Annotated in this window: 22 protein-coding genes and 1 pseudogene; 17 read left to right on the plus strand and 6 right to left on the minus strand. The window is 62.8% G+C overall.

Translation table 11 applies throughout. The annotated features are described in order from the left end of the window. Window positions 1-97 precede the first annotated feature (97 nt). The 3 genes from istA (at window position 98) to ACFFDA_RS12190 (ending at window position 2731) form a co-directional block, all read left to right on the plus strand. Window positions 98-1612: an IS21 family transposase gene (istA, locus tag ACFFDA_RS12180; RefSeq protein WP_404478911.1), complete on the plus strand. Its 1515-nt coding sequence runs from the start codon at window positions 98-100 to the stop codon at window positions 1610-1612. Continuing rightward, window positions 1599-2327 carry an IS21-like element helper ATPase IstB gene (istB, locus tag ACFFDA_RS12185; RefSeq protein ID WP_404478912.1) on the plus strand — a complete coding sequence of 243 codons (729 nt, stop codon included), beginning with the start codon at window positions 1599-1601 and terminating at the stop codon, window positions 2325-2327. The genes istA and istB overlap by 14 nt, the downstream gene beginning before the upstream one ends. Window positions 2328-2545: 218 nt before the next feature. Then, window positions 2546-2731, plus strand: coding sequence for a hypothetical protein (locus tag ACFFDA_RS12190; RefSeq protein ID WP_404478913.1), 186 nt, complete (start codon window positions 2546-2548; stop codon window positions 2729-2731). Window positions 2732-2922: 191 nt separating this feature from the next. Here the strand turns inward: ACFFDA_RS12190 and ACFFDA_RS12195 are convergent, their stop codons facing one another. After that, on the minus strand, window positions 2923-4176 hold the full coding sequence (locus tag ACFFDA_RS12195) for an integrase (protein ID WP_404478914.1): 1254 nt from the start codon (window positions 4174-4176) through the stop codon (window positions 2923-2925). 175 nt (window positions 4177-4351) lie between these two features. On the opposite strand from ACFFDA_RS12195, the gene ACFFDA_RS12200 reads away from it, so the two are divergent. The 8 genes and pseudogenes from ACFFDA_RS12200 (at window position 4352) to ACFFDA_RS12235 (ending at window position 13927) form a co-directional block, all read left to right on the plus strand. Further along, on the plus strand, window positions 4352-6010 hold the full coding sequence (locus tag ACFFDA_RS12200; RefSeq protein ID WP_404478915.1) for a Mu transposase C-terminal domain-containing protein: 1659 nt from the start codon (window positions 4352-4354) through the stop codon (window positions 6008-6010). Next, complete coding sequence (locus ACFFDA_RS12205; protein WP_404478916.1) at window positions 6007-6930, plus strand: TniB family NTP-binding protein; 924 nt, start codon at window positions 6007-6009, stop codon at window positions 6928-6930. The genes ACFFDA_RS12200 and ACFFDA_RS12205 overlap by 4 nt, the downstream gene beginning before the upstream one ends. Continuing rightward, window positions 6927-7346 (plus strand): annotated as a pseudogene (locus ACFFDA_RS12210) (TniQ family protein); the annotation flags it as partial. The gene ACFFDA_RS12205 and the pseudogene ACFFDA_RS12210, both read left to right, overlap by 4 nt. Window positions 7347-7514: 168 nt before the next feature. Continuing rightward, window positions 7515-8042, plus strand: coding sequence for a hypothetical protein (locus ACFFDA_RS12215; protein ID WP_404479258.1), 528 nt, complete (start codon window positions 7515-7517; stop codon window positions 8040-8042). 49 nt (window positions 8043-8091) lie between these two features. Beyond that, window positions 8092-8496 carry a hypothetical protein gene (locus ACFFDA_RS12220; RefSeq protein ID WP_404478917.1) on the plus strand — a complete coding sequence of 135 codons (405 nt, stop codon included), beginning with the start codon at window positions 8092-8094 and terminating at the stop codon, window positions 8494-8496. A 162-nt stretch (window positions 8497-8658) separates the two neighbouring features. Further along, window positions 8659-9801, plus strand: a complete 1143-nt coding sequence (locus ACFFDA_RS12225; RefSeq protein WP_404478918.1) for a PepSY-associated TM helix domain-containing protein — start codon at window positions 8659-8661, stop codon at window positions 9799-9801. Then, window positions 9798-11990: a TonB-dependent receptor gene (locus ACFFDA_RS12230; RefSeq protein ID WP_404478919.1), complete on the plus strand. Its 2193-nt coding sequence runs from the start codon at window positions 9798-9800 to the stop codon at window positions 11988-11990. Before ACFFDA_RS12225 ends, ACFFDA_RS12230 begins: the two co-directional genes overlap by 4 nt. A 92-nt stretch (window positions 11991-12082) precedes the next feature. Continuing rightward, the gene (locus tag ACFFDA_RS12235; RefSeq protein ID WP_404478920.1) at window positions 12083-13927 is read left to right on the plus strand and encodes a TonB-dependent siderophore receptor; all 1845 of its coding nucleotides are present in this window, start codon (window positions 12083-12085) and stop codon (window positions 13925-13927) included. Here ACFFDA_RS12235 and ACFFDA_RS12240 read toward each other — a convergent pair. After that, window positions 13820-15193 carry a transposase gene (locus ACFFDA_RS12240; protein WP_404478921.1) on the minus strand — a complete coding sequence of 458 codons (1374 nt, stop codon included), beginning with the start codon at window positions 15191-15193 and terminating at the stop codon, window positions 13820-13822. The genes ACFFDA_RS12235 and ACFFDA_RS12240 overlap by 108 nt on opposite strands. Window positions 15194-15224: 31 nt before the next feature. Here ACFFDA_RS12240 and ACFFDA_RS12245 point away from each other — a divergent pair, with 31 nt between their 5' ends. The 6 genes from ACFFDA_RS12245 to ACFFDA_RS12270 all read left to right on the plus strand — a co-directional run bounded on the left by ACFFDA_RS12245 (window position 15225) and on the right by ACFFDA_RS12270 (window position 19158). Then, the gene (locus ACFFDA_RS12245; protein WP_404479254.1) at window positions 15225-15725 is read left to right on the plus strand and encodes a TonB-dependent receptor domain-containing protein; all 501 of its coding nucleotides are present in this window, start codon (window positions 15225-15227) and stop codon (window positions 15723-15725) included. 2 nt (window positions 15726-15727) lie between these two features. Further along, window positions 15728-16651, plus strand: coding sequence for an alpha/beta hydrolase (locus tag ACFFDA_RS12250; RefSeq protein WP_404478922.1), 924 nt, complete (start codon window positions 15728-15730; stop codon window positions 16649-16651). A 68-nt stretch (window positions 16652-16719) separates the two neighbouring features. Continuing rightward, window positions 16720-17124, plus strand: a complete 405-nt coding sequence (locus ACFFDA_RS12255) for a hypothetical protein (RefSeq protein WP_404478923.1) — start codon at window positions 16720-16722, stop codon at window positions 17122-17124. Window positions 17125-17201: 77 nt separating this feature from the next. Further along, window positions 17202-17753: a DUF2244 domain-containing protein gene (locus ACFFDA_RS12260; protein WP_404478924.1), complete on the plus strand. Its 552-nt coding sequence runs from the start codon at window positions 17202-17204 to the stop codon at window positions 17751-17753. Between the two features lie 3 nt (window positions 17754-17756). Further along, entirely contained in the window at window positions 17757-17927 is a 171-nt protein-coding gene (locus tag ACFFDA_RS12265; RefSeq protein WP_404478925.1) for a hypothetical protein, read from the plus strand. 121 nt (window positions 17928-18048) lie between these two features. Then, window positions 18049-19158, plus strand: a complete 1110-nt coding sequence (locus tag ACFFDA_RS12270; RefSeq protein WP_404478926.1) for an IS110 family transposase — start codon at window positions 18049-18051, stop codon at window positions 19156-19158. Window positions 19159-19462: 304 nt separating this feature from the next. Here the strand turns inward: ACFFDA_RS12270 and ACFFDA_RS12275 are convergent, their stop codons facing one another. The 4 genes from ACFFDA_RS12275 to tnpA all read right to left on the minus strand — a co-directional run bounded on the left by ACFFDA_RS12275 (window position 19463) and on the right by tnpA (window position 22697). Further along, on the minus strand, window positions 19463-20119 hold the full coding sequence (locus ACFFDA_RS12275) for a suppressor of fused domain protein (protein ID WP_404478927.1): 657 nt from the start codon (window positions 20117-20119) through the stop codon (window positions 19463-19465). A gap of 92 nt (window positions 20120-20211) precedes the next feature. Then, a complete protein-coding gene (gene tnpC, locus ACFFDA_RS12280; protein ID WP_404478928.1) occupies window positions 20212-21837 on the minus strand; it encodes an IS66 family transposase in 1626 nt (541 codons plus the stop codon). 66 nt (window positions 21838-21903) lie between these two features. Next, complete coding sequence (gene tnpB, locus ACFFDA_RS12285) at window positions 21904-22257, minus strand: IS66 family insertion sequence element accessory protein TnpB (protein WP_404478929.1); 354 nt, start codon at window positions 22255-22257, stop codon at window positions 21904-21906. Beyond that, the gene (tnpA, locus tag ACFFDA_RS12290) at window positions 22254-22697 is read right to left on the minus strand and encodes an IS66-like element accessory protein TnpA (RefSeq protein ID WP_404478930.1); all 444 of its coding nucleotides are present in this window, start codon (window positions 22695-22697) and stop codon (window positions 22254-22256) included. The genes tnpB and tnpA overlap by 4 nt, the downstream gene beginning before the upstream one ends. Between the last annotated feature and the right edge of the window lie 128 nt (window positions 22698-22825).

Here is a 22825-nt window from a genome sequence, read left to right on the forward strand (position 1 = left end):
AAAAAGAACCCCGTTAGCGGGGTGATCGGCGTCTAAAAGGGACCCCTCATTTCGATAGCTTACACAGCCGCGTGGAAGTTCATGCGGCGAGATCGGGATGTTGGTTTTGGAGACAGTGGTTCGTATCCGGCGTGAGTATGCCGGCGGGAAGGCGATCAAGGCGATCGCGCGTGATCTGCATGTGTCGCGGAAGGTGATCCGCAAGGCGATCCGGGCGCCGGAAGGTGCATTTGATTATCGACGCAAGGTTCAGCCGCTGCCGCGGATCGGTCCGTTTCAGGATCGTCTGGATGGGCTGCTGGAAGAGAACGAGTTACGGGGCCGGCGTGACCGGCTTCGGATGACCCGTATCCACGATCTTCTGGTGCGTGAGGGTTTTGAGGGCTCTTACGATGCCGTGCGTCGCTATGCCGCGCGGTGGAAGGTCGAGCGGCGCAGGGATTTCGGCGACGGGACGACGGCCTTTATTCCGATGCTGTTCCAGCCCGGCGAGGCCTACCAGTTCGACTGGAGCCACGAGGATGTCGAGATCGCCGGCAAGCCGATGCGGGTAAAGGTCGCGCACATGCGGCTGTGCGCATCGCGGGCTGTGTATGTCCGGGCCTATCCACGCGAGACCCAGGAGATGCTGTTCGACGCGCATGCGCGCGGCTTTGCCTTCTTCGGCGGCGTGCCCCGGCGCGGCATCTACGATAATATGAAGACGGCGGTGACGAGCGTGTTCACCGGCAAGGACCGGGTGTTCAACCGGCGGTTCCTGATCATGGCCGACCATTATATGGTCGAGCCCACGGCCTGCTCGCCGGCGGCGGGATGGGAGAAGGGTCAGGTCGAGAACCAGGTGCAGACGATCCGAGGGCGTTTCTTCCAGCCTCGTCTGCGGTTCGCCAGCCTTGAGGAACTCAATGGCTGGCTGGAAGCTGAGTGCCGACGCTGGGCCGAACGGCAGGCCCATCCTGAGCAGGGCGAACAGACCGTGGCGCAGATGCTGGAGATCGAACGCCCTGCATTACAGTCGATGCTGGGGCCGTTCGACGGCTTCAACGAGAGCGAGCACGGCGTGTCGGGCACCTGTCTGATCAGCTACGATCGCAACCGATACTCGGTCCTCTCGACGGTGGCGCGGCGCACGGTGCAGGTTCGGGCCTATGCCGACCGCATTGTCGTGCGATGCGGCGATGAGGTCGTCGCCGAGCATCCCCGCTTCTTCGGGCGGAACCGGACCATCTACGATCCCTGGCACTATCTCCCGGTGCTGGCCCGCAAGCCCGGCGCGTTGCGCAACGGCGCGCCCTTCCAGGACTGGGAGCTGCCGCCAGCGCTGGCCCGATTGCGACGCAAGCTGGGCAACGGCGATGATGCCGATCGGCGGTTCGTGCGCGTGCTGGCGGCCGTGCTGACCGATGGCCTGGAACTCGTCGAGGCCGCCGTGCGGGAGGCGCTGGCGACCGGCACGGCGAGCGACGACTTGATCCTCAATATCCTGGCACGGCGCCGCGAACCACCGCGACCGCTGACGATCGTCACTTCGGAGGACAACGCCCTGCGGCATCCCCCGATCGCCGACTGTGCCCGTTATGACCAACTGAGGAACTTCCATGCAGCGGCATGACATGATCGACGCGATGCGCGGGCTCGGACTCAAGGGGATGGCCGGCGCGTTCGATGAGGCCGTCACCACGGGCCTCCAGCGTCAGCGCACGACGATGGAGATACTGACCGATCTGCTGCGCGCGGAGGCAACGCACCGCCACGCGGCCTCGATCCGATACCGGATGGCTGCCGCCAAGCTGCCGGTGGTGAAGGACCTCGATGCCTTCCACTTCGAGGGGACACCGATCAACGAAGGGCTGGTCCGTTCGCTGCACAGCGGCGCGTTCCTGCCCGCACGGCGCAATGTCGTCCTGGTCGGCGGCACCGGCACCGGCAAGACCCACCTGGCCATCGCCATCACCGCCAATGTCGTTCGCGCCGGGGCACGGGGGCGTTACTTCAACACGGTCGATCTGGTGACCCGCCTCGAAGAGGAGGCCCGGATCGGCAAAAGCGGCGCGCTTGCCTCCCATCTCTCCCGGCTCGATCTCGTGGTTCTGGACGAGCTTGGCTATCTGCCGTTCGCCCGTTCAGGCGGGCAGTTGCTGTTCCATCTGGTCAGCAAACTTTACGAGCAAACCAGCGTCATCATCACGACCAACCTGGCGTTCGGGGAATGGCCCACCGTGTTCGGCGATCCCAAGATGACCACCGCTCTCCTCGATCGCGTCACCCATCATTGCGACATCATCGAAACCGGCAATGACAGCTGGCGCTTCAAGAACCGAAACTGATCCCCGCCGCACGCCGGGATTAAGATGCTTTGCGCTGCGCGCGCCTCCGGTCGGGCTCCGCCCTCCCTACGCCGCGCGCAGCGCAAGGAGCGTTCCTCGACCGTTGTGCCACCCTGGAAAGGGGGTCCCTTTTGCGCGCCGATCGGGGGTCCCGTTTCGACGCCGATTGACACTTCCGGCTTGCCGCCAAGCACGTCACGGTCGAGATCGTCGAGCAGGTGCTCTCGCGCGCGATCGACGACCTCGAACCCACGCTGACCCGCAACGGCTACGACGCCGGCGCACTCGCCAGCCAGCTCAACACCCGGCCGTCCGACGTGCGCGCGTTCCTCGCCGGAACGCTGGACGCCGAACATACCCGCGAACTGACCGAGCGGCTCCGCGAAGCCGGGGTGCCGATATGACGCCGATCACGAACTTCACTGGCATATATCGTGAGCAGGCCAGTCCTGTTTGCAAGCAGGCACGGATGATGGCGAGCATATTGTCATTTAGCGTGAGCAGCGCGGCTCGCTCGTTGTCATCCAATCTGAGCGGAAATCCGGGATGTTTGCGAGCAGGAGGCGCTACGATTGCAAGCGCCTACACCTAGCGTTCACTCCATTCGTCCTACCAACCGCCCCACTGCCCCGGCTTCGGCCGCAAGGTTGCGATTATAGGCAAGCGGCATGCGGGGACTCTTCCAGCGCAGCGCATCCATAATCCCGGCCAGATCTTCGCCCGCGACGAAGAGGTCCTGATTGAGACCCACCCGCGTCGAGTGAGCGCTTATTCCCTTAAGCAGTCGGGCGAGATCATCAGCGGTCAGGTCGCCCAACGCGCCGCGATCAAACGCACGCTGAATGATTGCCCGCCAAATCGGTCCAATCGAGCCCGGATGCAGCGCAGCCGCTCCGACATCGTACTCGGCCCGCGCCGGCACCGCGGCCCGCGGGAGCGTCTTTCGCAGATCCCACCGTTCGCGACTTGAAATACTGTCGATCGAGCGCCCCTTCACGGCCGGCCGAGCCTTGTACCGGCGTACCTGCACCCGTCGGAATAACGGCCCCTCCGTGATCCCGGCCGCCTCGGTCCAGGCAACGATGGCCCGCACGGATCGGGGCGAAAGGAAGGCTGTGGCCCCCTCCCCTTCATTGTCGCCCTTGCTGCGCGGGATCGCCAGCAGCCGCGCCTCCGGATCGAGAGCCTCGAGAATATGCTCGGCCTCGATCGCCACGAGCTCCGAGGCCCGTAGGCCGCTGTCATAGGCCACCGACAATAAGGCACGGTCCCGCAACCCTGGCAAATCGTCCGTACAGGCCTCCAGGAGCGCCCTGACGTTGATCCCACGGGGTTTGTCGCGCTCGACGTCCTTGACCGGCCCTTTGAAGCGCAGCGGGCGCGCCTGAGCCTGTGCAGTGCCCTTCTCCCGACGAATGGCCCGCAGCCGCAGCTTGACCAGCTCGGCTTGGGTCGGATCCTTCAGGTCGAGCAGCTGGTGGATCTTGGCGATCGACGCCTTGTAGCGGCCGAGCGAGGCGGGCCGAGCCCCCTGCCCTGCCCGGGCGTCGAGATAGTCAGCCACAACTTCAGGCGTCGCCGGAAGCGCGATCTGGTTGGTCCGGCGACACCAAAGATCGAATGCCTCGAGGTCGGATTTGAGCGCGCGGATTGAGTGCGGCGAGCTGGCGGCCTGATAGGCGGCGATCAGCGTCTCATTGACGATGATCCGCTCGCCGGCGCGCATCTGGGTCGCGGTCCATGCGATATCCGGCATCGCCTCGGCCGGCACCGCGACAATCGCGCCGTGGCCGACGTCGAAATCGCCGGTTTCAGGGCCTTCCTGCCCCTCTGATGCTCTGGCCGCCATAGCGACCGCTGTAGCGCACCTTTGTCAGTTGAAGAATACGGGCGGACGGGAAAACGGCAGAAAAGCTTGGGTCACGTTTAAGAATACCTTCGGACAATCGACCTGAACGCGCGATTCTGCTACAAAACGACCGGACCCGGCAACACGAGTCCCTGGCAAAAATCGGGGATAGGTCATGGCCGAAGCTGGCACTGCCCTCACGACGGTTGATCCTTCACAATGGCGTACAGCTTGCGAGCGCGAGCCGGTAATTCGCGCTCTTGCCGCGGAACCTCGGCTTGGCCACAAAGCGATTGCAGAGGCTGGCTCGACGCTGGGCCTCAGCCGGTCCCGCATCTACGAGCTTCTGGCGAGATACCGGGAAAATCCGGTAACCAGCTCATTGGTCGATCATCACGACGGTTTTCCCAAAGGACGGTCTCGCCTACATTCCGAGATCGACCGCCTGATCGATGCCGAGATAGCGAAATTCTATCTCAGCCGGCCAAAGCCGACTCTCGCACAGCTGGTTCGGCAGATACGCTATACGTGCCTTGAGCAGAACCTCCGACCTCCAGCGCGGCAAACGGTTCTACTTAGGGTCGATGCGTTGGAACGGGAACACCTTATCAAAGCCCGAGATGGCGCCAAGGCTGCAGCAGATCGCTTCCGTCCAGTCACGGTCACCTACGAGGCGGAGTATCCGCTTCAGGTCGTGCAGATGGATCACACGCTTGTCGACATCATCATCGTCGACGAGTACTTCCGGAAGCCACTGGGTCGACCAACTCTGACCCTGCAGATCGACGTTGCCACACGCGTCATCCCGGGCTTCTACATTTCGCTGGAAAAACCATCGGCGACCTCGGTGGGCATGGCGATCCGCCACGCGGTTTTACCAAAGGATGCTTGGCTGACTGAACGCGAATTGACGTTCGCATGGCCAATCTTCGGCCTCCCCGACATCCTCCATCTCGATAACGCCTCGGAATTCCATTCGCGCGCGCTCTCTCGCGGCTGCCAGCAATTCGGCATCGACCTTCATTACCGTCCTCCACGTACTCCGCACTTTGGCGGGCACATTGAGCGTTTGATAGGCACTACCATCGGCGAAGTGCATCTACTTCCGGGGACCACCTTCTCGAACATTCAAAATAAGGGGGACTACGACGCCGAGGGCGAGGCCTGTATGACCCTCAAGGAATTCGAGCGGTGGTTCGCGCTCCAAGTGGGCATCTATCATGGTACTATCCACCGAGCTCTCGGCGTTCCGCCGATGACCGCGTGGCGCGACGACCAGACGAAGCGCACTGAGCCACTTAGGCTACCGGCTGACCAACAACGCTTTTTGTTCGACTTCCTGCCATTCGAAATGCGCCGGGTTCGGCGCGACGGCATCAAGCTCTTCCATCTGGTCTACTGGCATGGCGCTTTGACCACATTGGTGGCGAACAGCGTCCACAAATTCCCCATCAAATACAATCCGCTCAACCTTTCGACGGTTTATCTCGAACTGCCCGGCGGCGAGCATGTGATTGTCCCCCTCCGCGATAAGCGCCGCCCAGCGATCACGAAGTTCGAACACGACTATGCCCTGAGAGCGCTTCGAGAGCGCGGGCGCGGCGCGGTCGACGAGCAGATGCTGTTCGAGATGGTGAGCACACAGCGTAGTATCGTGCTCGCCGCCGTGACGAAAACCCGAGGCGCTCGACGAACGACCCAACGCCTCGTCGATGCGCTCATCCGCGGCGAGCCGCCTACGGTTCACCTCGAGGCTCGAGAAGCTAACGAACAACTCGCAGCACCAAATCTCGACGGGCCAGTCGTCCCGCTCGCCATCGAGGAACGGTCATGAGCACGCTCTACGGTCATCTCTTCCCGGCTTACCGCGAGTATGCCGAACTGACTGATGAGGCCCGGGTCGACTGGCTTCGGCGCGACCGTTGGATTTCGTTGCCACAGGCTGAAGCCGCCCTCTGTCACCTCGAGGACCTGGTGGTCTATCCGCCTCGAGGCCGAATGCCCTGCCTGTTGTTGTTTGGTTCCACCGGGATGGGCAAGACCGAGATAGTCAGCCGCTTCTCCAAACTTCATGCGGCCCAGTTCGATACAAGGACCGGGCTTAGCAAGATGTCAGTGCTTCTGGTGCAGATGCCGCCGGAGCCGACGGAAGATCAATTTTACACCGAGTTGCTGACCGCGCTCAATTGCGTCGAGCTTAGCTCCCTGTCCGTGCGATCGATGCGGGCGGAAGCGAGGCACTTGCTTGCCGAAGTCGAAACTAAGGTCCTTGTCCTGGACGAAATCGACAAGATGCTCGCTGGCACGCCGCGCCAGCAGCGCGTGTTCCTCAATACAATCCGCTTTCTGACGAACGACCTCAAAATTCCGATTGTCTGCGCAGGCACCGAGGACGCGCGCATGGCCGTCCTGACCGATCCGAACCTGGCTGACCGGTTCGGAGCGTTCGAGTTGATGCCGTGGTGCAACGATCACGCCCTGCGCCAGCTCCTTGCAAGCTTTTCTGGTCTGCTGCCGCTCAGACGACCTTCGCAGCTCGACACCGTCGAAGCGCGGCAACGTTTGCTGTCCCTCACCCAAGGTGTGACCGGCCGAATATTCAGGCTCATTGAGGCGGCTGCCGTCGCGGCAATTCGCGATGGCCGCGAGATGCTCGACGCAGCAAGCTTCGACGCAAAGGACGTAACACTTCCTCTCGTCTCCATGTACGCTTCGGCAGGCAAGCGAAAGGCAATCGGCCGCGTGATCCTATGACTTTCGTGGAGCCATTCCCGGATGAGCTTCTCAGTTCGTGGCTGACTCGCATGCAACCCAATCGGAATACTATGAACGAGCCTTTGCTTCGGGCCTATCGAAACAGCGCTGGCCACTGGCGTCATCCGGACGTCCACCCGACCAAATCGATGATCGCTGAACTTGCCACAAACATCGGCATTGCGCCGGCTCAGATTGCCAAACTCGGCCTCTGCTATCGGTATCCCAGGATCGACCCAAACTTTGTGGCCTGGCGCTACGTTCCATCCGATTATCTTGGTCGGGACTGCGAGCCCGCTCTTTCCCTGCGGATTACCTGGTGCAGCCGTTGCCTCGCCGAGGACTATGCTGGCGGCCGCGCCGCCTATGTCCGCGCCGACTGGGCTATGGCTGCGGGAGGCTTTTGTTCCCGACACCACTGGCCGCTCGTCGACCGATGCGGTACCTGCGAAAGTCCGCATTGGACGATGAGGCGGTCGCCGCACGGGCCACCGAGGATGTGCTGCGCCCGCTGCCATCGGGGTCTCGAACGGGCAAATCCTAGGGCGCTTGAACTCGAGCCAGCGGCGCATTCGCTTTGGAAAATGATCGCAGGTTTCGAAGCCGCGCTGCGCGATGCCCTCACAGGAAAAGTGCCGGACCAATTCCGCTTCAACGACACCTCGGCTTCTCAGCTGCTAAAAGAAACCTCCATGATCTGCGTCCTCTTTGCGAGGGCTCACACGCGCTTTGGCCTACGTGATAGACTGTTTGATCGCTTTGCAACGCCGGCGCTTACACTCGAAGACTTTTGCCCAGACGAACCGTCCTGTGAAATGCCACTCGCGCTTGCTAGCCCGCCCCTGCGCCGTTGTCTGATTGCGATATGCGCCGCAATGCTCGATGCAGAGTTTTCCCTCCAGGGACAGGGTCAGCATGAGCCGGTTCTCGACATGTGGGCGCGAATGGTCGGCAGTATGGCTCTCCAGCATCTCGTTCGAGATCGCCAACTATCCTCGACGACGTTCAAGCGTCAGGTGGAAGCAGCGTGTGAGAGAAACGAACACCGCGAGCGGCTCCAAGCGTTACGCTCCGCCGCGATGACCCTCGAGTGCTTGTTTCGCCGCTGCTAAGGCAACTTGTCATGGTGACATACGGCTGCCTCGCGGCTACTGCGGCTCGATGGACACCCTGCGCACCTTCTTCCGGCAGCACAGCGCCTTGGCCTTCGGGCTGATCGCGCTGGCGCTTTGCTTGAAGATTTTCGTGCCGAGTGGGTACATGATAGCGCAGGATACCCGCACGATCACGGTGCAGATCTGCCACGACGCCAGCGGCGAAGGCCCGGATCTCACCATAGCGGTGCCGGTGAAGGGGGCAAACGATGACGCCCCAGGCAAACCGGCCAAGGGGGAGTGTCCCTACGGTGCCTTGTCGATGGCCTCGCTTGGCGGTGCGGATCCGGTCCTCCTCGCGCTTGCGTTGGCTTTCATCCTGGCCCTCGGTTTCGCGCCGGTTCGCCTCGCGATCGCGACAGGCTTTGCCAATATCCGCCCGCCGCTGCGCGGGCCTCCGGCGCTGATCTGACAAACTAACCCGTTTTGTCGGAACGGCCGGAAGCGCTTGCGCGCTGCATCTCCGGCCCTGCCTGAGCACCATTTGCATGCCCGCTTCACGACCGCGCGCTAAGGCGCGCGCATATTCTTCAGGTCTGCAGAGCGCTCTCAGCGCTCCCGCAGCTCGTGCGCCGTGCTGAAAGCGCGCCCCGTCATCCGCCAGGTCCACCTCTGGCTCGGGTTCAGCCTTGGGCTGATCTTCGCCGCGCTCGGTCTTTCCGGCTCGGCGCTGGTCTTTTACGTCGAGATCGACAAGGCACTCCATCCCGAGATCCAGCAAGCCGAGCCCGAACCTCAGCCGGCGTGGTCATCGCCGATTTGGGACCGCGCCCTCGCGGCCGGACGCGCGCGCTGGAAGGATACGCCGGGCAAGTGGTCGTTCGAAGCGACCGACGAAGGCGATGCCATCCCCGCCCGGCTCTACCCGGCCTCGAGCCACGGCGATCACCATGCCGAGCGCCAGATGGTCTGGTTCTCCGCAGATGGTTCGAGGGTACTCAGGGCGCAGCCATGGGGCGGTTATCTCATGACCTGGCTCTACGATCTGCATATGGACCTGCTCGCAGGCGAGTCTGGGCGTCAGATCGTGGGCTGGTCGGGGTATGTCATTCTGGGCCTGCTGCTGACCGGCATCGCCGTGTGGTGGCCGCGCGGCAGCTGGCGCAAGGCGCTGGCCTTCAAGCGCAAGGCCGCCCTCCAACGGCGCCTGCGGGATCTTCACAAGCTGAGCGGCCTGTGGAGCTTTGCTCTCCTAGGCATCCTCTCGGCGACAGGCGCGCTGCTGGCTCTTCCGGAGATACGCACCTCGCTGCTCGCAACTGCGATTGTTGCACCGGACAAAGTTCCGAGTCCCAGTTCAGTGGCTGAAACCGGCCCGCAAGTGTCCGTCTCGCAGGCGCTCGCCGCAGCCCATCGTGCCTTGCCGGGTGCCCGCCTTGCCTTCGTGGATGTCCCGCAACCGGGCCGTGAGCCCATCCGGGTTCGCGTGCAGGTCCCAGGCGACCCACATCGCCGTTTTCCCGGCAGCTTCGTCTTCATCGACCAGCATACCGGAAGGGTCCTGGCCGTTCACGACATCCGCCGGGGCAACGCCTCGACCACCCTGATCGCCTGGATCCGCGTGCTTCACGATGGCTCCATAGGCGGCCTGGCGACCCGCATCCTCACCGTCTTTCTCGGCTTCGTGCCCGCATGCCTGTTCGTAACGGGCCTTCTTCACTGGCGCCGCCGCATCGCAGCGCGGGCCAACATGCATTCTACAGGGAGCAGATCTTGAACACTTCGCTTATCGCCGTGGCCGTGGCCGCCTGCCTGACCGTTACGCCGGCACTTGCCGACGAGGCGCCTGCTACTGGCACGATCACCGTCACCGCCCAGCGCGACCAGCTCAAGCTCGAACAGCGCAGCGATGCCGGCAGCCGCCTCGATCTCTCCATCATGGAGACCCCAGCCAGCGTAGAGACACTGACCCAGGCCGACCTGCAGTTTCGCGGCCTGCGTACCGCGCGCGAAGCTTTTGCCGATGTTCCGGGCGCCATTGCCGGAAATGTCCCCGGCAACCCGGCGGTCGTCAGCATGCGCGGCTTTGCCGGCAATGTCGTCTCGATCCTCCAGGACGGTGTGCGTATCTCTTCCTCGACCGTCGTCCAGCGCGACACCAACACCTGGCACTTCGACCGGATCGAAGTGATCAAGGGCCCCGCATCGGTGCTGTTCGGCGAAGGCGCGCTGGGCGGCGTGATCAACAAGGTGACCCGCAAGCCGACTTTCGACGGCAACCACATGGACTCGCTCTTGAGCTACGGCAGCTTCAACACGCTGTCGGCCGCCGGCGGCATCAACTACCAGCTTTCGGACACGCTGGCCGTGCGCGCCGATGCCAGCTACCTCCATTCCGACAGTCTCTATGATGTCGACAACAACGAGACGCGCTCCGCCGGCCTGACTGCAAGCCTGCTGTTCCGGCCGTCCGACAACCTGTCTGTCCTGCTGGCGGTTGATCACTACAACGACCGCGCTGACAGCGCCTACCAAGGCGCGGTGCTGATCCCGCTCGCCTATGCCCGCGATCCGAGCAATGCGGTATCAACGGCCAACGGTATGGTCATCGACAGGGCGACACGGCACCGCAACTACACGCCCTACGGCGGCTATTCCGGCGCCGACGATACGACGATCCGCTCGCGCATCGACCTGAAGCTCGGCGGCGGATGGTCGCTGGGCACCGACCTGCTCTGGTACACGGCCGACCGCGCCTTCGTGAACAATGGCACCCGCACATTCGTAGCGCCCTCCGCCGCCTTCCCCAATGGCAGCATCCAGCGCGGTCTCACGCGGTTCTACCATGACCACGAGTTCTGGAACGTGCGCATGGCGCTGGGCAACGAAGGCACGATCCTGGGCATGCGCAACCGTTTCACGATCGGCGCAGAGTACAACCATACCGATCTGGCGAGCCTCAGGGAAACCAGCACCACCAGCCTTGTGTCGCCGGTGGATCCCTTCACCCCGAATGTCGGTACCTTTCCGACCGACGGTACGCAGTACCGCTCGTCGAACGTAAACTTCGATTCGCGCCTTCGCACCATTTCTGTGTTTGCCGAAGATGCGCTGAACCTCACGCTGCGGTGGCTGCTCGTCGGCGGCATCCGCTACGATCATATGGATCTCGATCGCGCTTCCACCGACTACCTCGTCACCCCCAATGTCGTCACGCGCGCCAACCCTGTGTACGAACCAATCTCGTGGAGGCTCGGCAGCAGCTATGCCGTCACGGACGAGCTGACCTTCTATGGGCAGTACACCACTGCCGTCAGTCCGGTCTCCTCGATCCTGCTGATGCCGCTTGCCAACACCCGGTTCAAGCTCACCAAGGGCTATTCCTATGAGGGCGGCTTCAAACTTGCCGCCTTCGACAAGCGGCTGACCGTCACCGGCGCGGCGTACCGGATCGTCCAGAACGACATTATCACCCGCGACCCCAATGATCCGACCCTGACAGTCCAGGGCGGAACGCAATCCTCGCAAGGGGTGGAGCTGAGCCTCGGCGCAGCCGTCACCGATGAGCTCTCGCTTGGTGCCAGCTTCAGCTATGCCGATGCCCAGTACGATGAACTGATCGAGGCGGGCGGTATCGACCGTTCGGGTAACCGGCCCGTGAACGTGCCTTCCACCACCGCCGCGGCCAATTTCGCCTACACTCTCCCCAGCGCTCCCGTCACGCTGAGCGGCTTTGTTCGGCATGTCTCGGGCTTCTATACCGACACCGCCAATACGATCCTGGTCAAGGGCCGCACGACGTTCGACGCCGCTGTTTCGTGGAAAGCTTCGGAAGGGGTCACGCTCGCACTGCGCGGCCGCAACCTCACCGATGCCTTCTACGGCGAATATTCCGGCTACGGCTCGAACGACATCTACATCGGCGCACCGCGCAGCGTCGAAGTGTCGCTGGCCGTGCGCTTCTGATGGCAAATCTCCTGTCGACAGCTGCTGAGTGCAGCACTCGATCTAACCATGGTTCCTCGCCCGTTCATGCGGGACTTATCGAAAGCGTACTGATGCGATCTCACCTTCTCTCAGGTGCTTCGGCTGCCTGTATCCTGTCCCTTCTTTCCGCCAACCCCGCTTTCGCGGAGCCCGGCGACGACGCCCCAGCGAGCTGGGCGGGTGGCCAGATCACGGTCACCGCAAAGCGCGAAAGCTATTCGGCGCCGAGCTCTTCAGCCGCGACGCGCACAGATACCCCGCTGACACAGGTGCCGCAGTCGGTACAGGTCATCACCAGTTCGTTGCTGCAGGAGCAGGATCGCCGCACGCTGGGCGATGCGCTGGTCAACGTCTCGGGTGTGACGCCGACCCGATCGGAGGAGAACCTGTTCATCCCGCCGATCATTCGCGGCTTCCCCGGCGAGGTCTATCTGGACGGCCTCCCGATCTTTGCCGGAAACCAGCAGGCCTACGACCCGACCGGACTTGTCGGGGTCGAACGGATCGAGGTCCTCAAGGGCCCGAGTGCCACACTCTATGGCGGCGGCCTCGGTACACCGCTTGGCGGCACCATCAACATCGTGACGGAGCGCCCCGGCCAGGAGGCCGACGGATACGTGGCCATGCGGGGCGGCAGCTTCTCCACATGGAACCCTTACGGCGACGTCAACGTGCCGCTGACCTCGAGCATCTCCGCGAGACTGGCAGGCGAGTACCAGAGCAACAGCAGCTGGATCGACAAGGTGAAAGGCACGCGCTGGTCCATACAGCCCAGCCTTGCATTCCAGATCGATGCCAATACCGACCTGCTCTTACAAGGCCAGTTCAACCGCCGCAGCAGCCTTGAATACTCGGGCCTGCCTGCTGATGCCGCGCTTGCCGGCACGCTTGATCGCAACGCCTTCCCCGGCTCGCCGATCGATCAGCCCAGGACGCAGAACGAGAACAATATGGGCACGGCCACCTTGCGCCACGCCTTCTCGGATCGGGTCAAGCTGACCGTCACCGCGCGCTATTACGACAGCGACGTGGATGAAAGCGGCAGCTTCGTCTACCCTGGCCTCGCTGGGCCGGACATCACACCCCTTTATGACGTGTTCCCGATCACGATGGTCAACCGCGCCAGGGAAGCTACTCTGGACGCCAACCTTGCCGCGAAAGTCGACATGCTCGGCGGGACGCATAACCTGCTGGTCGGGGCAAACTACGATTGGACGAGCTTCTACAGCGCGATGGGCCTGTTCGTCAGCGACAGCCCATCAGGCACGATCGACCTCTCCGATCCCGCCTATGACCTGAGCTATACGCCGCAGATACCAGTCAACAGCTACACCGACGATCGCTTCGAGACATTTGCCGCCTATGTCCAGGATCAGGCGACCTACGGCAATCTGCACCTGACAGGCGGCCTGCGGATCACGTCGCTGAAGTTCATCGAGAACAGCAACATCGGCGTGGCCAACGACAAGACTTACACCCGGGTTTCGCCGCGCGTGGGCGCGACGTTCGATGTGGTAGCGGGCGTCTCGGTCTTCGCGGGCTATGCGACGGCATTCCGGGCACCTTTCGGGTTCATCGGCACGCAGGCAGCCAAGCCGGAAACCTCCAGCAACATCGAGGCCGGGGTAAAGCTGGCGCTGCCCGGAACCGGCCTGTCAGGCACGATCGCGGCGTTCCGGCAGACGCATGACAACGTCGTCGTATCCGATCCCGCCAACGTCGGCTTTTATATCGATGCCGTTGAAAAAGTCGTTTTTTGGTCGATGCGGTTGTTGCTGATTGAAGCGGACCAGCGCAGATGCCGGACCTCATGTCATCGCCGGCTGCCCGGCGAGGCTGATCTTGGCGAGCTTGCGCAGGTTCTGGGCGGCGGCAGCGAGGTGGAATTCATCCCGAGCACCGTTTGGTCCGCGTAATCGCAGCCGGTCGAGCCGCATAATCCGCTTCAGGTGAGCAAACAGCATCTCGACCTTCTTGCGCTCGCGGCGCGAGGCGACCCATTCGTCTTCTTGCGACAGGGTCCGAGCCAGATCGCGTGCGCCTTCGTGGATCGACCGGGTCACCTTGCGAGACGGCAGGATGGGCGTGCATCGCGGCTTGAGAGCGCAACCGCTGCAGTCCTGCTGCCGGGCTCGGTAGCGGATGAAGCCGTCCTTGTCGGCCTCTGGTCGTGGCGAGGCAAAGTTGCGGTTGCGTGGACGCAGGCGCTTGCCGGCCGGGCAGGTGTAGCTGTCATCCTCGTGATCGAACGTGAAGTCGCTGCGCTCGAAAGCACCATCGCTCCTGGCAGACTTGTCGAAGACGGGCACGTGCGGCTCGATGCCACGCTCGTGCACGAGCCAGGCGAGCATGCCGGCAGAGCCGTAGCCGGTGTCGCCGATCAGCTTGCGCGGCCATAGGCCATGGTGGTCTGCCGCCCGCTCGATCATCCGCTTGGCGGCGGTAACCTCCGCCTGGCGCACCGCCGTACTCGCCTCGACATCCACGATCACCGCGTTGTCGACGTCGATCAGGTAGTTGGTGGAGTAGCAGAAATCGGCGCGCCCGCCGTGCGCCGCAGTATAGCGGGCCGCTGGATCGACAGGCGAGACGCGCTTGGGCTCGACCGGAGTTGCCCCGCCGAAGACTGCATCATCGAGAACGGCGAGGTACTCCTCAACGGCCCGCCTTGGCTGATCGGCGGGCAGGCCCTGCGTGCCCTCGACATAGATTTGCCGATTGGCTTCGGCCCGGATCAAGCTGGCATCGACAGCGAAGCCGTCGCCTCCGACCAGTCCTTCTTCGATGCAGCGCCGCACGGTGGCTTCGAACAGCTGGCGGAACAGATCACTCTCGCGAAACCGGCCATGGCGGTTCTTCGAGAAGGTCGAGTGATCCGGCACGTCGCCCTCGAGATCCAGGCGGCAGAACCAGCGGTAAGCCAGATTGAGATGTACCTCCTCGCACAGCCGGCGCTCCGACCTGATGCCGAAGCAGTACCCCACGATCAGCATCCGCAGCATCAGCTCAGGGTCGATCGAGGGGCGACCGATCGCGCTGTAGAAACCCCGCAGGTGCTCACGCATGGCCGACAAGTCCACGAACCGGTCGATCGCCCGAAGCAGATGATCGGCAGGGACGTGCCGATCCAGGCTGAAGTCGTAGAACAAGGCCTCCTGCGCCACTCGGCGCTCGCCCATCATCGCTTGGCATCCTTCAGCATCCAGATGCTGAATCAGACGCTCACCGCGAGCGCAAGACCAACTTTTTCAACAGCATCATATCCAAAGCGGCAGCCAGCGCGCGCGGGGCATCGAAGCCGATATCGTGTGGGAACCAAACCCGGCCTTTTCACTGCTGGCCAACTACGCCCATACCGATACGCGCGACAATGGCGTCGCGCCGGGTGAGCGCATGGCGCGTGTACCAAAGAACAGTGGCCGCATAGCGGCGCGGTATCGCGTGCTGCATGGCGCGGCGCAGGGGCTGTCGTTCGGTGCGGGGCTGACCGCCTTCACCAAACGTGAACTGACACTGCCGAATACGATCGCGGTGCCCGGCTATGCCGTGATCGATGCGCAGGCGGCCTATGACATCGGCCGCTTTACCCTTGGACTGTCAGTGGTGAACCTTGGCGGACGCAAGGCGTGGGACCCGCATTCCTACATGGGCTACCCGGTGGTTTCGCCCAATCAGCCGCGTTCGGCCTACGTCACGCTGAAGGCGAGGATCTGATTATGCGACCTCTGCTGGCCCAGCTTTGCGCCATGGCATGGGCTCTCACGCTGGCACCCGGGACTGCATATGCGCAGGCCCCGGCAAGCGACGGGCAGATCATTCCCCTCTACGCCAGGGGGACCGTAACGCCGCTTGGCGTCCCGGAAAGCCGCGACACCTTGGCAGAGACGGGGGAGACGATGATCTTCAACGTCAGCGATCCCACGCTCGAACTGTTTCGTCCCGCGCCCCGCTTGGCGAACGGTACGGTGGTGATCATCGCGCCGGGCGGCGGTTTCGTAGGGCTGGGCTATGCAGCCGGAGGCACAGACGTCGCCCGCCGGTTTACCGCGCTCGGCGTGACGGCGCTGGTGCTCAAGTATCGCACGATCCGCAGCCCCGACGATGCCATGCACATGCCTGAAGTCCACATCAGGGAGATGGAGGCTATCATGGCGCGCGCGAAGAGCGGTCAGCCGGCAGAAGTGCCGCCTTTTGCCGGGGAGCCCGACGCTGTGGAGGATGGCACCCGCGCGATGGCGATCGTCCGCAGCCGCGCAAAGGAATGGGGCATCGATCCCGAGCGGATCGGCATGATCGGCTTTTCCTCCGGTGCCTTCCTCGCCGCCGACCTGGCGATAGGTGAGAAGGCAGGTCGGCCAGCATTCGTCGGGCTGTTCTATGGCGGCCTGCGCACGCCGGTTCCTAGCGGCGCTTCACCTGCCTTCATCGCGGCGGCGACAGATGATCCTTATATGCCTGACGATGCCGTGCAACTCTACGCGGCGTGGCGCAAGGCAGGCGTACCTGCCGAGCTTCACGTCTACGAGCATGGCGGTCACGGGTTCGACCTTCAGCCCAAAGGCAGCACCAGTGATCATTGGTTCGATCAGTTCACATGGTGGATGAAGTCACGCGGGCTTCTGGAGAAAGGCAAGCGATGAAAGTGCTTCGCACTGTTCCGCCTGTGCGGCGTGACAAGTACGTGTCGACGACCTAGACCCGTATCAAGATGAATCGGCTGCACTCGCTCTTCACGCATCATCACAGGCTGGCTTTCGCGCTGGTCGCGATGGCGCTGTGCCTGAAGGTGCTGGTGCCGACAGGGTTCATGCTCGGCACGCAGAACAACACGATCACCGTACTCGTCTGTCACGACGCCAGCGCAGGTGACGTGACTCGCCAGATCGTTTTGCCCAACAAGACCGGCGGGGATGATTTTCCCGGCAAGTCCGCCAAGGGTGAGTGCCCTTACGGCGCTCTTTCGATGGCATCGCTGGGCGGGGCGGACGTCGTTCTGCTGGCGATGGCGCTGGCCTTCATTATCGCCCTCGGCGTCGGTCCCGTCCGACCCGTCCACCCCCTGCGCACACCCTACCTCAAGCCGCCTTTGCGCGGCCCACCGGCACTGACCTGACGACCTGAACCCGTCTGTCGGATTTACCGGCGCATGCGCGTTTCCTCCGCACGCGCCGGTCCTGCCGGAGTATTCACATGTACGAATTTCTCGACCGCTCTGCGCAGCGGCCATGGCACCTTGACCGGATCGGTGCGGGCCGCTCTCGCGCGCCTGATACACCGCAATTACATCGTCTTCCTGCGCTGCCTGTAGTCCTGCATATGCAGGAAAACCGCTCATACCTCCCTCAAGGCGCGCGTGTTGTTTTCACAATGCTGGCGGTGCTGTTCATCGCAGTCACCCTGCTGACCGCAGCGCGGGGGCAATGGCTGGTTCCCGCCTATGCGCTGGGCGCCCTGGCGGCGCTGACATTCGCGCTCGAGCATCATGCAAAATCCACGCCCGCATCGGAAACCCTCGAGATGGATGCTGACTGCGCGAGGGTGCGTATCGGCTCCGATGAGGCCGTTTCTTTGCCAATGACCTGGCTGCGCCTTGTCACCGAGCAGCGCAGCCCGACTGACCTGCGCCTGATCCTGCGCGCCGGGGAAAGGCGGGTAGAGATCGGACGCTGCCTCGCGCTGGAGGAAAGGCGCGCTCTGGCGCCGCTTCTGCAGGTTGCTCTCACACGGGCGAAGGGGGCTTGAACAGTGCCGGTCCCCAACGAACCACTCGCCCGGTTTCGGCGCAATTGCTGGAAAGCCATCTTCCTCATCGCGCTGCTGCGCTTCGCCGACGCCGCGACCGGGCTCGATCTTTTAGCGACCGGCCGCTCACACGCTGGCTCGCTTCCATTTTCAGGTACGGAAACAGAACAATGAAAAGCTGGATTGTCCGTAAGACCGTATGTCCGTCTGCGCGCCTTGAGTGGCTCGCCCTACACTGCGCATCCGAGGGTTCCTCGGACGGGCCGAGTCGATCCTCATCACAGGAGGACGAGCCGTGGAACATTCTACAGAAGTCTTCGTCGGTATCGATGTCGCAAAAGCACGGAATGCCGTCGCTGTGGCGGATGGGGAGCGCGGAGGCGAGGTGCGCTATCTGGGTGAGCTGGCTGCTACCCCCGAAGCGATGCGGCGAATGGTGCAGCGCCTCGCAAGCCGGCATCAGCAATTGCATTTCTGCTATGAGGCGGGACCGACTGGCTACGGGCTATACAGGCAGATTACATCGATGGGCTATCCATGCACGGTGATCGCACCTTCACTGATACCCAAACGCGCCGGGGACAGAGTGAAAACGAACCGGCGCGACGCCATTGAACTGGCGAAGCTGCTGCGCGCTGGGGAACTTACGGCAGTCTGGGTGCCGGATGAAGCCCATGAAGCGATCCGCGATCTGATACGTGCCCGCACCGCAGCAGTTGAGATTTTACGCGTACATCGCCAGCAGGTCAGCGCATTGCTTCTGAAGCACGGGACGAGCTATCCGGGCAAGAAAACATGGGGCGCACGGCACCTCAAATGGCTGCAAGAGCAACGGTTTGACCACCCTGCGCATCAGATCGCGCTTCAGGAAATGGTTGATGCCGTGCGCGTCGCCAAGGAGCGTGTGGCTCGCCTTGAGCACGCAATCGAGGAGTTTCTCCCCCAGTGGGAATTGGAGCCGGTCGTGCGCGCCTTGCAAGCGCTGCGGGGCGTCGATCTCATCGTGGCGATCACCTTCGTCACCGAGATCGGTGACATGCGGCGTTTCGACAATCCCCGGCAGCTCATGGCCTACATCGGGCTGGTGCCAAGCGAGCGCTCAACCGGTGATACGGTGAGACGAGGAGGCATAACCAAGGCCGGCAATACCCGGATGCGCCAGTTGTTGGTCGAGAGCGCCTGGAGCTATCGCTATGCCCCCAAGGTTGGAGCGAGGAAGCTCTACCTGCTGGAGAAAACGACGCCTGCCGTCCGTGAAATCGCTTGGAAAGCCCAGAGCCGCCTCTCCGCGCGATACCGCGCCCTCACGGCCAAGGGCAAGAAGAGCACTGTTGTGTGTACTGCGGTCGCAAGGGAACTGGTTGGCTTCATGTGGGCAGCAGCCCGCGAAGCCCAACCAGCCTGACATCTGCCACCGACCCCGCGTACCGGCGGGGGTGGGATCATCGGCAGGGGAACATCCGACGGACGTTTTGTGGCCGGCCTAGCCGACGCCCGCAGTAAGAACGGATCAGCCCCGGACGCATACTCGGAACTGCGGTATCCAATCCGCGCATCAGAGCTTGATCACCGACGGTCTAACGATCCCACCTCCACCTGTACGCGGCCACATTCAGCCGCCACAACCCGTGGCCCAATCCTCGCGTCTACCGAGTTGACAACGGACATCAGAGCGTCCGGTGCTGGGCTCGGAAAGGCTCTACTAAACGCTAAAGAACCAACGAATTGCGGTTTGGATCTGTGACTGGATGGTAGCTGGCAGTCCGTAATTTTTCGATCAGGGCCGGCGAACCGTGCTCCTTTGCGAATGCCAGCTCGGCATCGGTTATCCCAGTGAAGCCAACGAGAATGACTTCCCCTGACGGAAGAGGAAACTCCTGCGGTCCATCCTCCCGTTCGACAAGCATGAGATTTCGCACCTGGCAATTTGGCTGGCCGTTGATTGGGGCACGCAGTGGAATGCGATCGTGCAGAGACATCCGATCACCCCCTGGGAAGCGACCTGCGCCAAGAAGAAGGTCAAATGCGAGCATTCGCTGTAAGGTTTGGATCGCCCAATCACCCTGTTCCGACACGGAGAATGTGAATTCTACTCCGGCACCAGACTCTCCTGCCGGATCATATTCAGCAGGATCTTGATCCCACGGATTGGAGTAGCCCGATGTCACATAGAGCCAGGACGGGCGCTCGGTCGTAGGTGCAAACTCGAAAACGCCGTAAAATAGCCATCTTGGGTCAATATCAGTCTGGTTAAATTGGTTCGTGAACAGATCTTGAGTAAGGGGAAAGATACCTCGACTTACGGGACCAAACAGAGCTGGATAAGTTTCTTCCTCCCGAATCTTCCAAACAGCTTCAAGGTCCACTGGCATTCCCCCGTCAAATCGACACGAGCGGAATCATCGGTTACTGCAACAAGAAACTCAACAGCGATCTGTCGGGGCAAGCAGTAGAAGGGCTAAGCCCAATTCCACGGCAGCAGTTCGTCGATCCGGTTGATGGGATGCCCTTTGCCGATGCGGTCGAGGACGTTGGCCAGCCACTCCTGTGGATTGACACCATTGAGCTTGGCGGTTTCCAGCAGCGAATACATCGCCGCAGCGCGCTCACCGCCGCAGTCGGCACCGGCAAACAGCCAATTTTTGCGGCCCAGACATATCCCCCGCAGGGCATTCTCCGCCGGGTTGTTGTCAATTTCCAGCCTGCCATCTTGGGTGTAGGTGAGCAGTTGGGGCTTGAGCTTCACGGCATAGCGCAGCGCCTCTGCCAACGGTGAGCGGGCCGAGGCCCTTGCCAGAACATCCTCTGCCCATGCGAAGAACTCCAGCGCCTTGGCTTTGGAGGCTTCGCGCGCCTGCCGCCGTTGCGCCGCTGACACATCGGTGATCTGGCGCTCGATGGCGTAGAGGTCGCGGATCATGTCCAGCCCCTGGCGCGCCACGGAATGCTCGTCGGACTTGTAGACGTCATGCAGCTTGCGCCGTGCGTGCGCCCAGCAGGCGACAGGCGTGATCCGCCCCGGCTCGCGGTCAGGCGCGTAAAGCCGCTCGAAACCGGCATAGGCATCTGCCTGCAGGAAACCCGCGAATGTCTTGAGGTGCTCACGTGGCCGCTCGCCCTTGCGATCGGGGCTATAGCGAAACAGCGCCGCCGGTCTGTCCGGTGCGTCCCATCGTCGGTTGTCGCGCAAATAGACCCACAGCCTGCCGGTGGCGGTCTTCCCGGTCCCCGGCGCCAGCACGGGAACAGGCGTATCGTCAGCGTGGAGTTTGACGCTGGCCATCACGTGATCGGCGATCCTGTCGACCTGTGGTTGCAGCAGCCAGCTTGCCTGTCCCAGCCAGTCGGCCATCGTTGAGCGGCTGATCTCCACGCCTTCGCGGGCATAGATCTGCGACTGGCGATACAAAGGCAGGTGATCGGCAAACTTCGAGACGATGACATGCGCCAGCAGGCCGGGGCCAGCGCGGCCACGCGGCACTGGAAGCCCCGGGGCCGGTGCCTGACTGATGGCATCACAGCGATTGCAGGATAGCTTGGGGCGCACATGGCGGGTGATGCGAAAGCGGCCCGGGACATATTCCAGCACCTCGGTCACATCTTCGCCGAGTTTGCCCATCGCGCCTCCACAGCCCGAGCAGCCACCGGCATCGGGCGCGGCGTGTATGACCTCGTCGCGGGGGAGATGGTCGGGCAGCGGCGCACGGCGCGGCTTGCGTAGGGCGGCCATCGTCGGCGCATCATCGGGCACGCGGCCTTCGACCACGCACTCGGCATGGGCATGTTCGGCCTCAAGGTCTTCCAGCGAGAGGTCAAGCTGATCGGCTTCTTCGGCTAGACGCTCAGAAGACTGGCCAAACTTCATGCGCCTAAGCCGGGCCAGTTGGACCTTTAACTTCTCGATCTGCAGGGCTGTCAGCTTAATAGAGTTTTGCGCCACCTCTAGCTTCTCGCGGGTCTCGTCATGGGCGGTGCGTTCGGCGGCCAGCGCCTGTTCTGACGCCATAGCGCGGGCCAGCATCGCGGCCGCAAAAACGCGCAATTCTGCTGGATCAGAAGGCGGTTCGAGATCGTCGGGAGACACGCTTCCCGCTAGCAGAATCTGCCTCTTCGCCCAAGCAAAAAGCCCGGAATTGGGCCAATTATCGCGTCAAAGTTGGGCCGGTGTGCGCGTTGGTTCGGGCGCCACCGTGCGCCGCCAATCCATCGCCTCGATCAGCAAGGCGAACTGGGCCGGGGTCAGCACAACGCCGCCCTCGATGAGCGGGGGCCACACGAAACGGCTGCGTTCCAAACGCTTTGCGAACAGGCAAAGCCCGCTGCCATCCCAGTGCAGCGCCTTCAGATAATTGCCACTCTTGCTGCGAAATAGGAACATATGACCGCCGTAGGGCTCGACCGCAAACAAAGGTCGCACCAGCGCGGCAAGCCCGTCGAACCCGAGCCGCATGCTGACCGGCTTGCTCGCCAGATAGACCTTGGTGCCCGGCGCCAGCGAGATCATGCGACATCCCGCAAGGCGCGCAATACCCGCGCCAGGGCTTTCTCGTTGACGTAGCTGTCCACGGACAGACGGATGCCGCTGGGCAGATCGATGTCGATTGCACCGGGGCGATTGCCCGGATGCGGACGGGTCAGTTCTTCGATAGTAGCGGGCTGGGGCGGCGCTGGCGGTGGCGCCATCGGCGTAGGGGCAAGCGCTTGGCCTGACGGCTCAGCAACCGAGCCATAGGCAATGAATTGCAGCGGTTCGCCTGAGAGCTTCTCTGCCTCCCGGCGCATCCTTCGCCAGCCATGGATCAGCCCCGGCGACATCCCCAATCGTTTAGCCACGCCCACGATCGTGGCCTTGGGCTCATCGCACATCGCCAGAACCGCCGCGCGCTCCTCGTCTGAATACCGGCGGCGGCGCTCCACCCCGGTGATGATCTCGACCCTATCCAACGCACTCTCCTTACGCAGTGCGAATGGACACTGCGTAAGGCTGGCTCATCGCGGTGGCGCATCAACCTGGCAACACGACCAAGGCCGGACGCTCTGATGTCCGTTGTCAACTCGGTAGACGCGAGGAT

The sequence above is a fragment of the Novosphingobium sp. BL-52-GroH genome, assembly GCF_044813085.1.
Lineage (GTDB): Bacteria > Pseudomonadota > Alphaproteobacteria > Sphingomonadales > Sphingomonadaceae > Novosphingobium.